Source organism: Salidesulfovibrio onnuriiensis (genome assembly GCF_008001235.1).
Classification (GTDB): Bacteria; Desulfobacterota; Desulfovibrionia; order Desulfovibrionales; family Desulfovibrionaceae; genus Pseudodesulfovibrio; species Pseudodesulfovibrio onnuriiensis.
In genome coordinates this window covers 1,273,880-1,287,988 of sequence record NZ_CP040751.1, presented here as the reverse complement: position 1 = coordinate 1,287,988, position 14,109 = coordinate 1,273,880, and the positions used below count along the sequence as shown (strand labels likewise).

Below are 14,109 nucleotides of genomic sequence, written 5' to 3'. Positions count from 1 at the left end.
CCACCATCCGCAATCCGCGCATTGCAGGCTATTATTATCGATTCGGAAGCCTTGGCTGCGTTTTGCGCAAGGGTGGTTGACAATCGATTTCGAAGGGGGTAGGCATTTTGGTCATGCAGACAAAGAACGTTTTTACTCTCACCGACGGCAACTGGTGGTGGCGCTTCTAAAAAGCGCCGTGGGTATCTTACGTCCTGACATCTGGCTCAAGAAAAGACGAAGAATTAAACGAACCGCGGCAGTGCAGACTGACCGCGGTTTTTTCTTGGTCGAACTGCACCCCGCTGGAAAAAAGAGAGGAGATTTCAAATGACTGCGAATGTAACTGCTGACGGATTCTTTGGCGAATATGGTGGACAGTATGCACCGCCGCCGCTGGTGCCCATTCTGAACGAACTTGCCGCCGCATTCGAAAAATACCGCAACGACCCGGAATTTCTTGAAGAGTACAATTACTACGTCAAGCACTTCTCGGGCCGCGAGACCCCCCTGTACCTGTGCAGCAACCTGACCGAGAAGCTGGGTGGCGCAAAGATCTATCTCAAGCGCGAAGACCTGAACCACCTGGGCGCCCACAAGGTCAACAACACCATCGGCCAGATCCTGCTGGCCAAGCGCATGGGCAAGAAGAAGATCATCGCCGAAACCGGCGCGGGCCAGCACGGGGTCGCCACCGCCGCCACGGCGGCGCTCATGGGCATGGAATGCACCATCTACATGGGCGCTGTGGACGTGGAGCGCCAGAAGCTCAACGTCTTCCGCATGCAGATGATGGGCGCGAAGGTCGTGGCCGCGCAGTCCGGCCAGCGCACCCTCAAGGAAGCCGTGGACGAGGCGCTCATCGCCTTCGTGGAAGAGGCAGACACCGCCTTCTACCTGCTCGGTTCCGCCGTGGGCCCGCATCCCTATCCGCTCATGGTGCGCGAATTCCAGGCCATCGTGGGCCGCGAGGCCAAGCAGCAGATCCTGGAGGCCGAAGGCCGCCTGCCCGACTACTGCATCGCCTGCGTGGGCGGCGGTTCCAACGCCATCGGGCTGTTTGCCGATTTCATCGAAGACAAGGAAGTGAAGCTGGTGGGCGTGGAGCCCTCGGGCCGGGGCCTGGATTACGGAGACCACGCCGCCACCCTGTGCCTGGGCGAACCCGGCATCATGCACGGCTTCAATTCCTACATGCTCAAGGACGACAAGGGCGAACCCGCCGAGGTCTATTCCATCTCCGCGGGCCTGGACTACCCCAGCGTCGGCCCCGAGCACGCCCAGCTCAAGGACCTGGGCCGCGCCGAATACGTCTACGCTTCCGACAAGGAGGCCGTGGACACCTTCTTCATGCTTTCCCAGATGGAAGGCATCATCCCGGCCCTGGAAAGCTCCCATGCCCTGGCCCACGCCATCCGCATCGCGCCCGAGCTCTCCAAGGACACCATCATCATCGTCAACCTGTCCGGCCGAGGCGACAAGGACGTGGCCCAGATCGAGCAGATGGTCGCAAACGGCGACTTCGAACTGCCCCACTACAAGAAGTAGCCTGCCGGAATAACAGAGAATCAAAGCCGCACACCTCGATGGGTGTGCGGCTTTTTCATTGATCGGACCAATATTTTCCCGCACATGGTTCACCTCGCGAACAAGTCGTGATATCCCCATGAAACACGACATATTCTTTCGGAGGTTCATCCATGTTCAGACGCTTGTGCGTATTATCCTTCCTGTTCCTGCTCTGCCTTTTCCTGCTGGCCGGATGCGGCCGGGAACCGGAAACAACCGAATTCAACGCCGCCCAGAGCTGGGCGAAAACCCTGGACCAGGCTAGAGGCAGCACGGTGCGCTTCTACATGTGGGGAGGCAGCGCCAGCATCAACCGCTGGGTGGACACCTACGTGGCCGGGGAGCTCAAGAAGCGCTTCGACATCACCCTGGTGCGCGTGCCCATGAACGCCGAGGCGTTCGTGAACAAGCTGCTCACGGAAAAGGGCGCGGGCAAGCAGACCGGCACCATCGACCTGCTGTGGATCAACGGCGAAAACTTCAAAAACACCAAGGAAGCGGGAGTACTCTTCGGCCCCTTTGCCCCGCAGCTTCCCAATTTCAAGACATTCGTGAACCCGAAATCCGCGGAAACCGACTTCGGCTACCCCGTGGAGGGGTACGAGTCCCCTTACGGCCGCGCCCAGTTCGTCTTCGAGTACGACTCGGCACGGGTGAAACAGCCGCCCCAGAGCTTTGCGCAGCTGGCGCAGTGGATCAAGGAGCACCCCGGAAAGTTCACCTATCCCCAGCCGCCCGACTTCACGGGTTCCGCCTTTATCCGCCAGGCGCTCTACGCGACCACGGGCGGGCATGAGCAGTACATGCACGGCTTCGACAGGGAGCTTTACGAAAGAAACGCCCCCAAGCTCTGGGCCTATCTCAACGAGATCAAGCCGTTCCTCTGGGAACAGGGCAGGACCTACCCCAAGGAATCCGCCACCCTGGACACCCTGTTCGCCCGGGGCGAGGTGGACTTCTCCATGGCCTACCACCCCACCCATGCCCAGAGCATGATCCTGCAGGGCAGCTACCCCGAAAGCGTGCGCACCCTGGTCATGAAGGACGGCTCCATCTACAACACGCACTTCACGGCCATCCCGGCCTCGGCCCCCAACAAGGCCGGAGCCATGGTCGCGGCCGATTTCCTGCTCTCGCCCGAGGCGCAGCTCTCCAAGTACGACCCCAAGAACTGGGGCGACTCCCCGGCCATCTCCATGGGCAAGCTGCCCACGGAAATGCAGGCCAGGTTCCGCGAAGTGGACCTGGGACCCGCCACCCTGTCGCCCGAGGTGCTGGCTTCGGTGGCCGTGCCCGAGATACCGGCCGCATACCTGGAACTGCTGGAACGGGATTGGGATAAATACGTGCTCAACGCCCAGTAACGAAATCGGACACCAAGGAGGCCCGCAATGGTCGAACTCAGCTCCCCCTATTTCATTATCCCCGTCACTCTGGGGGTACTGATGACCATTGCGGCCTCCCTTGTTCTGGCGTTCCGAGCCGGGAGCGATCCCGAGCGGCAGCAGTGGCTCCGGTTCGCCAAGTTCGCCCTCGGCTCCTTTGTGCTGGCCCTGGTGTCCATTGCCGTGAACCACCAAATCCAGCTCCGGAGCGTGGAACTGGAGGAGCAGAAGCACCTGACCACCCTCATCCCCCACATCGTGGACAAGAGCCCGGCCACCCGGCTGGAGCTGGCGCGATTCTTTTCCACGGTCACGGTTTCGCCGAACATCAGGTCCGGATGGCGCGACTATTACGCAAAGGTGCAAACCGAGGTGGAGCAGGCGGAACAGGCGCTGGCGGAAAAGCAGCGCCAGGAGGAGAAGCAGGCGGCGGAACTCAAGGCCCGTCTTTCGGTTCCCGGAGAAGCGTCGCCCGCAAAGGACCCGCTCACCCAAGGCCTTTATGAATCCCTCAACGCCACCAGAACCGACATCAAGATGCTCAGGGAACAACTCCAGGTGCAGCAGATAGCACCCATCTGGAAGGAGCAACAGGCATACGAGCCGTTCAGGTACAGCTACCAGCCCCCGGAGCGGCAATAGCCCGAACGGACGAAAGCGACTTTCACCTTTCCGCCTTTGCAAAACCTCAAGCCATGAGGCATTCTGGAACCATGAGCATTCCTGTCATCCTGGACATGGACAATGCGGCGGGCATCCCCGGCCGCGACGTGGACGACGCGCTGGCCCTGGCGCTGGCCCTGGCCTCGCCGGAAATCAGTCTCGTAGGCTGCACTGCCTGCGCGGGCAACTGCCGCACGCACGAGTCCGCACGCAACACCGCGCACCAGCTCTTCCTGGCCGGGCGCGAGGACATCCCCGTGGCCGCCGGGCGCGAGGAGCCGTTCCTGCGCGACCGCAGCGCGCATTTCAGGCACATGGAGCAGCCCCTTTCCGGACAGGAGGCCGCATTCTGGCGCGCCATGCCCGCACCTCCGGCCCAGGTGCCGCCGCTCTCCCCCCTCAAAGCCCACGAACTGATCATTGAAAAGGCCCGGGAATACCCCGGCGAACTGGTGGTGGTCATGGTGGGGTCGCTCACCAACCTGGCCCTGGCCCTGCTCGCGGAGCCGGGCATCGCCCCGCTCATCCGCGAAGTCATCCACATGGGCGGCGCGTACCGGGACGACGACATCCGCTGGGAGGACAGCACCCCGGACATCCCGCCCGAGGTCTGGCGGGACACCCTGCGTTTCAACCCGCTCCACGATCCCGAGGCCTCGCTCATGGTTTTCCGCTCGGGAGTCCCGGTCATCGTGGTCCCCGCCAACGTGACCATGAACGTCTTCCTGCGGCCCGGCGAACTGGAGCCGTTGCGCGAATCGCAAAGCGCCTTTCACCGCCACCTCTTTAGCTGCTGCGAACCCTGGATCGAATGGTCCCGCGCCTGCCGCAGGCTGGAGGGCATGCACCTGCACGACCCCCTGGCCCTGGCCCTGAGCTTCCTGCCCCACCTGTGCTGCACCCGGCCCATGCGCGTGGACGAGGCCGTCCTGCTCGCCCCGGACGGCACCTTCCTGACGGATTCCGGCGACGGCCCGGAAGTGCGCGTGGCCTGCAACGTGCAGCGGCGCCACTTCGAATCCATCCTACGCAAAAGAATAAAAAAATAGGGAGGCGATATCTTCGCCTCCCTATTTAGTCGAGGGGCAACCTAGTCAGTGCGTCGGACAAGCTTCCAACTCTGCGAACCACACTTGGAACACGGAGCAAAAGGCTTGCCTTCTACATGAGTTTCCTCATTACCACATTTGGTGCACTTGTAGATGCCAGAGGGGCTATTCGGATTCATATTGAATCTCCTTTATACTTGATTAATACAAACCAGCCTGTATAGGCTGAACTACCTCTGCCGTTGTTCTCTAAATAACAACCACATTCCCCTATGAGGTAGGGACAAATGAAGAACCAAGACCCCACTGACTACATAACCTACTTGGAATCTTGGAAAATTCTCTACGAAATAAAAGATTTAATCGGTTCAGGACAACTTAGAAACCATTTGCAATGTAGCAAATCGCAAATTGCTAGGTATTGTACTTCTCCACAAAACTCTGAGGGCCAACACAATCCGATGGACCGATTGAAAAACCTCTTTTGCCAACTGATACAGCATGGGGAAGAAGGGGAAGCCATGGCTAAAGCGGCATTAAATTATATGGCAGAACCCCTAAAATGTAGAGTTCGTAAAGTTGGAACAGTCTTACCCGACAAAAGTACCGTTCAACTTGAATGCCTTGATGACTATCCAGAAAAAGTAAAGTTAGACAATATGATAGACCACAACCGCCTTCCAGAGGAAGTCAGACAGCAAGGTGAAATATGTAAACGTGAAATAGATGAAACCGTTGTAAAATATGTTGAATATTACGCAAATAGGCGTTCATAGCGCCCTTCTAACCTGATATTCTCCCCCCCCTCCTTAGGCTCCTAACGTCAGGAACGGTTCTTGCTTGAGATTTGTGGTCCAATCGACAGGAAAGGCCGACAAAATCATTGTTGACGTGTGTGCTGCATGAATATTTCAACAGCCCGCACCGAGGAGAAACGCATGAGTGAAAGAATCTGGATCAAGAATCCCCTGGCAATATACACCGGGACCGACATGGACGCGGGCGCGGGCATCGTGGTCGAGGGCGACACCGTGGCCGAGCTGGTCCCTGCGGGCGGCGAACCGTCCCGGCCCGTGGACAGGACCGTCGACGCAGGCGAGCACGTGCTCATCCCGGGCCTGATCAACACCCATCACCATTTCTACCAGACCCTGACCCGGGCGTTTCCCCCGGCCCTGAACAAGAAGCTCTTCCCCTGGCTCCAGACCCTGTACCCGGTCTGGGCGGGCCTCAAGCCCGCGCACATCGAGGTTTCCACCGAGCTGGCCCTCACCGAAATGATGCTCTCGGGCTGCACCTGCGCCTCGGACCACCACTACGTGTTCCCCGAGACAGCACCCAACTGCATTGACATCCAGGCCGAGGTGGCCAAACGCCTGGGAATGCGCGTCATGCTCACCCGGGGCTCCATGAGCCTGGGCCAGGACCAGGGCGGCCTGCCCCCGCAGTCCGTGGTCCAGAGCGAGGAAACCATCATGTCCGAGAGCGAGCGGCTCATCAGCCAGTGGCACGACGCCTCCGAAGGCTCCATGTGCCGCATCGTGCTGGCCCCGTGCTCGCCCTTCTCGGTCACGGCCGAACTCATGAAGGCCTCGGCCGATCTGGCCAGGGAAAGGAACGTGCTTCTGCACACGCACCTGGCCGAAACCCAGGACGAAAACGATTTCTGCAAGCAGTTCGTGGGGCAGCGTCCCCTGGACTACATGGAGTCCCTGGGCTGGCTGGATTCCAATGTCTGGTACGCCCACGGCATCCACTTCACGGACGAGGAGATCCGGCGCATGGGCAAGGCCGGCGTGGGCGTGGCCCATTGTCCGTCCTCCAACATGATCCTGGCCTCGGGCATCTGCCGCACCAAGGAACTGGACGCGGCCGGGGTTTCCGTGGGCTTGGCCGTGGACGGCTCGGCCTCCAACGACTGCTCCAACATGATCCAGGAAGTGCGCATGGCCCTGCTCATCGGCCGCCTGCGCTACGAGGCCGACGAGATCACCCACTACGACGCCCTGCGCTGGGGCACGGCGGGCGGCGCATCCGTGTTCAACCGCGACGACATCGGCACCCTGGCCCCGGGCAAGCAGGCCGACCTGGGCATGTTCAAGCTGGACGAGCTGCGCTTCTCGGGCGCGGGCGACCCGCTGGCCGCCCTGGTGGTCATCGGCCACGACCGCGCGGACAAGGTCATGATCAAGGGCCAGTGGAAAGTGGAAGACGGCATGCCCGTCGGCACGGACCTTGCTGATCTCATGCAACGGCACACCAGAGCGGCGCAGGAGCTCATCGCACCGCACCGCTAAATCATATTGCATCTACCCAACCGATGCCGCGCCAGGGACCGCAAGCCTCCTCCCAAAAACCTGGCGCGGCATTCGCTTTGGTTCAGCTGGAACGCGGCCGTTCCGGCTGGATCGAGGCTGGTTTCCATTCTGAAAGCGGCCCCCCCCTTCCCGGCCCTGAAATCTCTTCTCGAAATGAGAAATTTCTCACCCTGATAAGGATCCTAATCATTGTTGGAATCCGGCCGTCCGGACTTGACCTTGCGATGCGCAATATTTAGGCTCCAAAACACGATGACGCGTAATGCAGGCAATGTATTTTTACGCCTTATCAACCTGATAAAACGGCACTATTCTTGCCTGCATGCGGGCTTTGCCATTGCGTTTTGAGACTGTGTTATTCGCAATGGCAAAGGAACATATAAAGGCAGGTCGGCCGGAACTGGATACACCGGCGGCCTGAAAGGATAGTTGCGCAATGAAATATTCGTATCGGTGCACGGATTGTGACGCCGTCTTCGAGATCAAACCGGAACTGACGGTCTGCCCCTACTGCGCCGCGAAGCAGGAGCCCGAAACCCCGCTCATGGGCGTGCTGGAAGTGGTGCTCGAAGGCAAGGCCCCCGAGAACTGGAAGGTCATGGACCTGCTACCGGTTCCCGAGGAATTCTTCCCGCCCGCCCCCGTGGGCGGCACCCCGCTCTGGGAGCCGCAGAACCTGCGCAGGGAGCTGGGCACCCCCAACCTCTACATCAAGGATGACGGGGCCAACCCGACCTCGTCCTTCAAGGACCGCGCCTCCTACCTGGTCTCGGCCTTCGCCAGACAGCACGGCATCGAGGACATCGTGCTGGCCAGCACCGGCAACGCGGGCTCGTCCATGGCGGGCATCGGCGCGGCCGCGGGCCAGCGCATCACCCTGTTCCTGCCCGAGGCGGCTCCGCCCGCAAAGATCATCCAGGCCCTGCAGTACGGCGCGCGCGTGTTCAAGGTGCGCGGCAACTACGACTTCGCCTATGCGCTCTCCCAGGAATACAGCAAGAGCCACGGCGGCATGAACCGCAACACGGCCTACAACCCCATGACCATGGAAGGCAAGAAGACCGTGTCCCTGGAGATATTCCGGCAGCTCGGCCGCGTGCCCGACCACGTCTTCGTGCCCACGGGCGACGGCTGCATCATCGGCGGCGTGTTCAAGGGCTTCCTGGACCTCATGCGCCTGGGCATCTCCGACCGCATGCCCACCATCTGGTGCGTGCAGTCCGACAAGAGCGACGCCATCAACCGCGCCCTGGAAAGCGGCAGATTCGAAAAGATCAGCGCCTCCACCCTGGCCGATTCCATCTCCGTGGACGTGCCCGCCAACGGCCGCCCGGTGCTCCGGTGGATGAAGGAGCACGAAGGACGCGCCGTCACTGTTCGGGACGCCTCCATTCCGGTGGCCCAGGCCCGGCTTTCCGCCAGCACCGGCCTGTTCACCGAGCCCGCCGGGGCCACGGCCTTTGCCGGATTCCTGGATGTGGTGAACGAGCTTCCCAAGGATGAGACCTTCGTTGTCCTGGCCACGGGCAACGGACTCAAGGACACCAACACGGCCATGAAGGGTGTGGATGCGCCCGATGTCGTGATTGAATCGCTGAACGATATTCCCTAGCCCCAAGGAGAATTGCATGATCGACCTGACTCTCGACAGAAAGAAAATGGAAGCCAACGCGGCCTACTGCCGCGCCAAGGGCATCAAGCTGCCCACCTTTGAAATGATGCGCGACCCGGAAAAGGTTCCGGCCGAGGTCAAGGACAAACTGGCCAAGACCGGCCTGTGGGACATCGACCCCGTGAACCTCTACCGCATCTGCTGGAAGAACGAACCCAGGGAAAAGGGCGGCCTGTTCGGCGGCGTGAACCACCTGGTGCTGCCGCCGGAACTGACCGGCTGCAAGGCCTCCATCGTGCTGCTGCTCGGCAAGTGGTTCCCCACGGGTGCGCACAAGGTGGGCGCAACCTACGGCTGCCTGGTGCCGCGCCTGGTCACCGGCCAGTACGACCCGCAGACCACCAAGGCCGTCTGGCCCTCCACCGGCAACTACTGCCGCGGCGGCGCATACATCTCGGCCCTGCTGGCCTGCTCGGCCATCGCCATCCTGCCCGAGGGCATGAGCCAGGAGCGCTTCGACTGGCTGCGCAGCGTGGCCGGCGAAGTCATCGCCACCCCGGGCTGCGAGTCCAACGTCAAGGAAATCTTCGACAAGTGCAACGAGCTCTCCGCCTCCGGCGAGGACCTGCGCATCTTCAACCAGTTCGACGAGCTGGGCAACCCGCTCTGGCACTACAACGTCACCGGCCCGGCCGTGGAAGAGGTCATCGAACCCATGCTGGCCAAGGGCAAGCGCTTTGCGGCCTATGTTTCCTCCTCGGGCTCCGGCGGAACCCTGGGCGGCGGCTACTACCTGAAAAACCGGTACCCGAAATCCAAGCTCGTGGTGGCCGAGGCGCTCCAGTGCCCCACCCTGCTCACCAACGGCTTCGGCGACCACCGCATCGAAGGCATCGGCGACAAGCACGTGCCCTGGGTGCACCACTGCCGCGACACCGACTTCGTGGTGGCCGTGGACGATGAAAAGCCCATGCGCCTCCTGCGCCTGTTCAACGAGCCCAAGGGCCGCGACATCCTGCGCAAACAGGGCGTGGACCCGGAACTGGTGGAGCAGCTCGACCTGCTGGGCATCTCCGGCATCGGAAACACCCTGGCCGCCATCAAGTACGCCAAATACAGCGAACTGACCGAGGACGACGTGGTGGTGACCATCGCCACCGACTCCATGCAGCTCTATGGTTCCCGCGTGGCCGAGCTCGCCGCGGAGCGGGGCGAATACACCGAGGCCGTGGCATGGCAGGACGTGCAGCTCATGAACGACATGACCTACGACAACGTTGAGGAACTGCGCCACTACGACAGAAAGCGCATCCACAACCTCAAGTACTTCACCTGGATCGAGCAGCAGGGCCGCGAACTGGCGGAACTCAACGCCCAGTGGTACGACGCCGACAACTACTGGTTCGGCACCTTCAACCAGGCCGAGCAGATGGACGAACTCATCAACGAGTTCAACGACATGATCGGCTAGCCCGCTGTCCAAAAAACAATAAAAAAAGCCCCCGACCGCGTATGCGGACGGGGGCTTTTTTAAATATGTATCCTCAGCTCCGGCATGCCTTCCTGCCGCAGGGCCTCCAGCCGGCTTCGCAGCTCCTTCCAATAGGCATGTTCCCGGTCGAAAACCGCCTCCACCACACGGTCCTTCCGGTTCGGAAAATATCTGCCGAGAATGGCTTCCATGTTCTTCCAGTTGAGCCCGCCACGGTCGCTGATGTTCAGCCCGTAGATCCAGATGGTGTCGGTGATGGGCGCAAGCTGCTCCACCAGGGTCATGACGTCCGTGATATGTGGAATGATAGGGCAGAGCAGCGCCGAGGTCTTGAGTCCGGCCTCCCTGGCCCTTTTGAGCGCCGCCATACGCTTGTGTGTGGGCGTGGTGTTGTATTCGAACTGTTCGCGGACCTCATCCACGGTGAAGGCTGCGGAAATGCTCGCGCGGGCCTCCATCATCCGCGTCAACAGGTCGAGGTCGCGCACGAAGAGGTCTGACTTGGTCAGGAAGCTCACCGAATGGCCGGTCTCCATGAAAAGCTCCAGCACCTTGCGGGTCTGCAGCTGCTCGGCCTCCACGGGCTGATAGGGATCCGTGTTGTAGCCCATGTAAATGATCTGGGGCTCGACGGATTCCAACTCCCGCCGCAATTGCCCCACGATGTCCCCATGGATGCGCACCTCTTCACGCCAGTCGGTTTCCGCCCGGGCCAGGGCGTAGCAGTAGCGGCAGTAGTGGCCGCAGCCCACGTACGGGTCGATCTGGTAGTTGAGATTTTCCAGGCCGCAGGGCTCCAGAATGGGCCGTTTGGAGCAGGTGGTCACTTTCACGGCTGGCCTCCTTTGCAGCGACCATACATGAAAGCAAGACAAGGGGCTTGATCTTTTCCGTCAGCCGACGGGATTCTCCAGCGCGCCGATGCCCTCGATCTCCACGCGCACGCTGTCGCCCCTTTCCATGGGACCGATCCCCGGAGGCGTGCCCGTGATGATCACGTCACCGGGCAGCAGGGTCATGACCTGGGAAACAAAGGAAACCAGCCGGGGAACCTTGAAGATGAAATTGGAGATGTTGGAGGACTGCCTTTCCTCGCCATTGAGCGTCAGCCGTATGGCCGCATTGTCCGGCTCGAACACGGTCTCAATGCACGGCCCCAGGGGCATGAAGGTGTCGAAGGACTTGCAGCGCGTCCACTGGCCGTCCCTGGCCTGGAGGTCGCGGGCCGTGACGTCGTTGGCGCAGGTGTAGCCCAGCACGCATCCCAGGGCCTCGTCCTCGGGGATGTCCTTGGCCCGCCCGCCGATCACGATGCCCAGTTCGGCCTCGTAATGCAGGTTGCCGGTCATGGCCGGGTAGACGATGGTATCGCCGGGCCCGCACACCGCCGTGGGCGGCTTCAGGAACATGAGCGGCTCGTCAGGCAGGGCCATGTTCAGCTCGGCGGCATGGTCCACGTAGTTGAGCCCGATGCAGACTACCTTGCTCGGCTCGCACGGCGCCAGGAGCCTCACCTCGCCCGGGGCGACCCGCTCGTCAACGAGCTTCCAGCCGCTGAACGGAGTCCCCTCCGCAAGGCGGACGGAATCGTCCTCGTGCACGCCGTAGCGCACCTCCCCCGCATATTGGAATCGAACGATCTTCATCTCTCAGCCCGCCTCCCCGTCACTTCTGTTCATCCGCCGCGTTTTCCTCTTCCTCGATGGCCTGGGCCACGGCCGCCCCGACCTGGCGCACCTTTTCCGGATCCCTCTTGATCTCCTCGGGCAGGGCCACGGACACCTTGCGGTAGGCGAACTGCAGGCCGTGCTCCTCGAACTTCCTACGCAACTTGGCCAGGATGAGCTTGCGGATGGTGAACTGGCTTCCCGGCTTGGTCATGAACTTGATGCGCATGCGCATGCCGTATTCCTCCATGGCCTTGACACCCTGGGACTTGATGTCCGTGAGCATGCCGCCCGCCAGTTCCGGGATGGACTTGATCTCCTTGTTGATCTCCTTGACGATCTTCTTGACCTGCTGGATGTCCGTGTCGAACGGCACCAGGTACTCGAGCTTCATGATGCTCCAGTCGCGGGTCATGTTGCGCACTTCCTTGATGGAGCCGTACGGGATGGTATAGAGCATGCCCAGATGGTGGCGCAGCTTCATGGAACGCACGGAAATCTGCTCCACCGTGCCCTTGGCGTTGCTCACCTGGATGTAATCCCCCACCCGAAAGGCATCGTCCATGAGGAAGAACACGCCGGAAATGATGTCCTTGACCAGGGTCTGGGACCCAAAGCCGATGGCGATGCCGAACACCCCGGCTCCGGCCAGCAGCGGGCCGGTATCCACGCCCAGGCTGGAGAGCACGATGAGCACCACCACCACGATGAGCACCGCGAAGATGAAACGTTTCAGGAGCTCCAGCAGCGTGGTCAGCCTGTCGCCGCCCGCGCCGCCCTCCTCGCTTTCCTCGTCCGCTTCTGCCTGGCCGCGCAGCTTCTTTTCGATGGCCGCCTTGGAGACCGCCCAGAAGATATAGGCCAGCACCAGGGTCACCAGCACGCTGAGCGCGCCCTCGGCCACCCGCATGGCAACGGGCAGGTCAATGCCCCATATCCGCAGGACGACCAGCACCATGGTGGAGAAAAGCACCACGCTGAACATCTTGTGCAGGAAGCGGCGCATGCGGGCCACCGGGCATTCCGTCACCAGGGGGCTGCCGTCCTCCTTGACCAGGAAGTCCGTGGCCGGGTCGGCGGGTTCCTGCCCCTCCTCCAGCAACGCGCCCCTGGCCAGTTCCCCTGCAAAAACCACGGTGCGGTCCACCACCCATGTCAGCAACAGGTACACGGGAACGGCCACCAGGGTCAGGACCCCGGAAACCATGGCCCCGTAGCCGAAGGCCAGCAGGTCGATGACCCAGAAGGCCCAGAAGCCCAGGACATAGGCCACGGTGAGCCAGTGCCACGAGGAGGCCAACCGATGCCGGACCGTACCCGGAGGGAAAGCCCGGCGCAGGGCCTCGGCCCCGCTCCTTGCATGGCCCAGGGCCATGGCCCCGAGGGTCAGGACCACCAGGAAGCCCAGGGAGGAAATGACCAGAAGATACAGGGCCTCGCTGCTGCCGTGCAGCTGGACAATGCCCACCAGGAGCAGCCCGAGGGCCAGTTCGCAGCCGATGACCTCCGCATAGCGGAACAGGCGCACTGCGCCCTGGTCCGGCACGGGAACGAGACGCAAGGCCGGAGCGCTCGGGGAAAAAAGAAAACGCGCGCCCATGCGCAACAGCTCATGGACCAGAACGGCCAGGAGCCAGACAAGCAGCAGGGGCCGCTGGCGCATGGGATCGTGGAAGAAAACCATGTAGATGACGCCCAGCAGGGCCATAACCGCCAGCAGGGTCCCGATGTCGATTCCCAGACGAAGGAACAGCCTCCCGGCCCTGTGGAACCAGCTGGACTCGCGGGGGTGCCGTCGATATCCCGGCGCAGCCCAACCGTCATCCTCTTGAACAGCCATTTGGTGGCGAACCAGAGCAGGGTGAGCACGGCCAGCCCCAGCAACAGCCGTCCCAGGGGCATGCGCCGCTCTTCCGGCTCCGAAGATCCCAGGAGCTTGGGATACAGGGCCGGCACCAGCGCGGCCCCGGAAAGCACGTATTCGACGCGGGCCCGCACATGCCCCAGCTTGTCGCGCATGGCGTCGAGCTGCGCCCGGATGCCCGTGCGTTCCTTTTCCGCCTCCTGCCTGGCGGCGTCCTTCTTGAGATAGGCCAGCAGCACCTTACGGACCTGCTCGTCACTCATGCCGCCGAGGATCTCGCCCACCTGCTCGGGGGTGGCGTCCGGCGGGATGACGATCTCCCGGGGAGCCTTGGCGGACTTGCCCGTGGTCATGAACATGGTCTGGGCCCGGACCGGGACCACAGAAAGGACAAGGATCAGCAGGACGGCAAAGACAGGGATTTTCCGGGCCATGGTTCCTCCTCGGGCGGCGCAAAACGACATGGGCTGCAAGACCGGCACAATGCCCCGACATCAACAATGATACAACG

At 61.8% G+C, this 14,109-nt stretch carries 12 protein-coding genes; 8 read left to right on the top strand and 4 right to left on the bottom strand.

What is annotated here, in order from left to right; translation table 11 throughout:
- The first annotated feature begins 309 nt into the window (after positions 1–309).
- From trpB to FGL65_RS05875, 8 genes are all read left to right on the top strand, one after another.
- The gene (gene trpB, locus FGL65_RS05910) at positions 310–1,527 is read left to right on the top strand and encodes a tryptophan synthase subunit beta (protein WP_147820127.1); all 1,218 of its coding nucleotides are present in this window, start codon (positions 310–312) and stop codon (positions 1,525–1,527) included.
- A gap of 152 nt (positions 1,528–1,679) precedes the next feature.
- Positions 1,680–2,912, top strand: a complete 1,233-nt coding sequence (locus FGL65_RS05905; protein ID WP_147820126.1) for an ABC transporter substrate-binding protein — start codon at positions 1,680–1,682, stop codon at positions 2,910–2,912.
- Positions 2,913–2,939: 27 nt separating this feature from the next.
- Positions 2,940–3,575, top strand: a complete 636-nt coding sequence (locus tag FGL65_RS05900) for a hypothetical protein (protein WP_147820125.1) — start codon at positions 2,940–2,942, stop codon at positions 3,573–3,575.
- A 71-nt stretch (positions 3,576–3,646) separates the two neighbouring features.
- Positions 3,647–4,645 (top strand): nucleoside hydrolase, encoded by a 999-nt coding sequence (locus FGL65_RS05895; protein ID WP_187170555.1) that lies wholly within the window; start codon positions 3,647–3,649, stop codon positions 4,643–4,645.
- Between the two features lie 287 nt (positions 4,646–4,932).
- Positions 4,933–5,421 carry a hypothetical protein gene (locus FGL65_RS05890; RefSeq protein ID WP_147820123.1) on the top strand — a complete coding sequence of 163 codons (489 nt, stop codon included), beginning with the start codon at positions 4,933–4,935 and terminating at the stop codon, positions 5,419–5,421.
- 162 nt (positions 5,422–5,583) lie between these two features.
- A complete protein-coding gene (locus FGL65_RS05885) occupies positions 5,584–6,942 on the top strand; it encodes an 8-oxoguanine deaminase (RefSeq protein WP_147820122.1) in 1,359 nt (452 codons plus the stop codon).
- Between the two features lie 457 nt (positions 6,943–7,399).
- Positions 7,400–8,575 (top strand): threonine synthase, encoded by a 1,176-nt coding sequence (locus FGL65_RS05880; RefSeq protein WP_147820121.1) that lies wholly within the window; start codon positions 7,400–7,402, stop codon positions 8,573–8,575.
- 16 nt (positions 8,576–8,591) lie between these two features.
- Positions 8,592–10,046, top strand: coding sequence for a pyridoxal-phosphate dependent enzyme (locus tag FGL65_RS05875; protein ID WP_147820120.1), 1,455 nt, complete (start codon positions 8,592–8,594; stop codon positions 10,044–10,046).
- A gap of 59 nt (positions 10,047–10,105) precedes the next feature.
- On the opposite strand, the gene FGL65_RS05870 is transcribed toward FGL65_RS05875, so the two are convergent.
- From FGL65_RS05870 to FGL65_RS18470, 4 genes are all read right to left on the bottom strand, one after another.
- Entirely contained in the window at positions 10,106–10,900 is a 795-nt protein-coding gene (locus FGL65_RS05870) for an SPL family radical SAM protein (protein ID WP_187170554.1), read from the bottom strand.
- 60 nt (positions 10,901–10,960) lie between these two features.
- The gene (locus tag FGL65_RS05865; RefSeq protein ID WP_147820118.1) at positions 10,961–11,713 is read right to left on the bottom strand and encodes a fumarylacetoacetate hydrolase family protein; all 753 of its coding nucleotides are present in this window, start codon (positions 11,711–11,713) and stop codon (positions 10,961–10,963) included.
- 19 nt (positions 11,714–11,732) lie between these two features.
- Positions 11,733–12,644, bottom strand: a complete 912-nt coding sequence (locus tag FGL65_RS18475; protein ID WP_250645619.1) for a mechanosensitive ion channel family protein — start codon at positions 12,642–12,644, stop codon at positions 11,733–11,735.
- A gap of 476 nt (positions 12,645–13,120) precedes the next feature.
- A complete protein-coding gene (locus FGL65_RS18470; RefSeq protein WP_250645585.1) occupies positions 13,121–14,032 on the bottom strand; it encodes a hypothetical protein in 912 nt (303 codons plus the stop codon).
- Positions 14,033–14,109 lie beyond the last annotated feature (77 nt).

What these genes read in the sequence shown, in the direction of transcription:
- trpB (WP_147820127.1), top strand. Translation starts at nt 310, where the DNA reads ATGACTGCGAATGTAACTGCTGACGGATTCTTTGGCGAATATGGTGGA.
- FGL65_RS05905 (WP_147820126.1), top strand. Translation starts at nt 1,680, where the DNA reads ATGTTCAGACGCTTGTGCGTATTATCCTTCCTGTTCCTGCTCTGCCTT.
- FGL65_RS05900 (WP_147820125.1), top strand. Translation starts at nt 2,940, where the DNA reads ATGGTCGAACTCAGCTCCCCCTATTTCATTATCCCCGTCACTCTGGGG.
- FGL65_RS05895 (WP_187170555.1), top strand. Translation starts at nt 3,647, where the DNA reads ATGAGCATTCCTGTCATCCTGGACATGGACAATGCGGCGGGCATCCCC.
- FGL65_RS05890 (WP_147820123.1), top strand. Translation starts at nt 4,933, where the DNA reads ATGAAGAACCAAGACCCCACTGACTACATAACCTACTTGGAATCTTGG.
- FGL65_RS05885 (WP_147820122.1), top strand. Translation starts at nt 5,584, where the DNA reads ATGAGTGAAAGAATCTGGATCAAGAATCCCCTGGCAATATACACCGGG.
- FGL65_RS05880 (WP_147820121.1), top strand. Translation starts at nt 7,400, where the DNA reads ATGAAATATTCGTATCGGTGCACGGATTGTGACGCCGTCTTCGAGATC.
- FGL65_RS05875 (WP_147820120.1), top strand. Translation starts at nt 8,592, where the DNA reads ATGATCGACCTGACTCTCGACAGAAAGAAAATGGAAGCCAACGCGGCC.
- FGL65_RS05865 (WP_147820118.1), bottom strand. Translation starts at nt 11,713, where the DNA reads ATGAAGATCGTTCGATTCCAATATGCGGGGGAGGTGCGCTACGGCGTG.
- FGL65_RS18475 (WP_250645619.1), bottom strand. Translation starts at nt 12,644, where the DNA reads ATGCGGGTGGCCGAGGGCGCGCTCAGCGTGCTGGTGACCCTGGTGCTG.
- FGL65_RS18470 (WP_250645585.1), bottom strand. Translation starts at nt 14,032, where the DNA reads ATGGCCCGGAAAATCCCTGTCTTTGCCGTCCTGCTGATCCTTGTCCTT.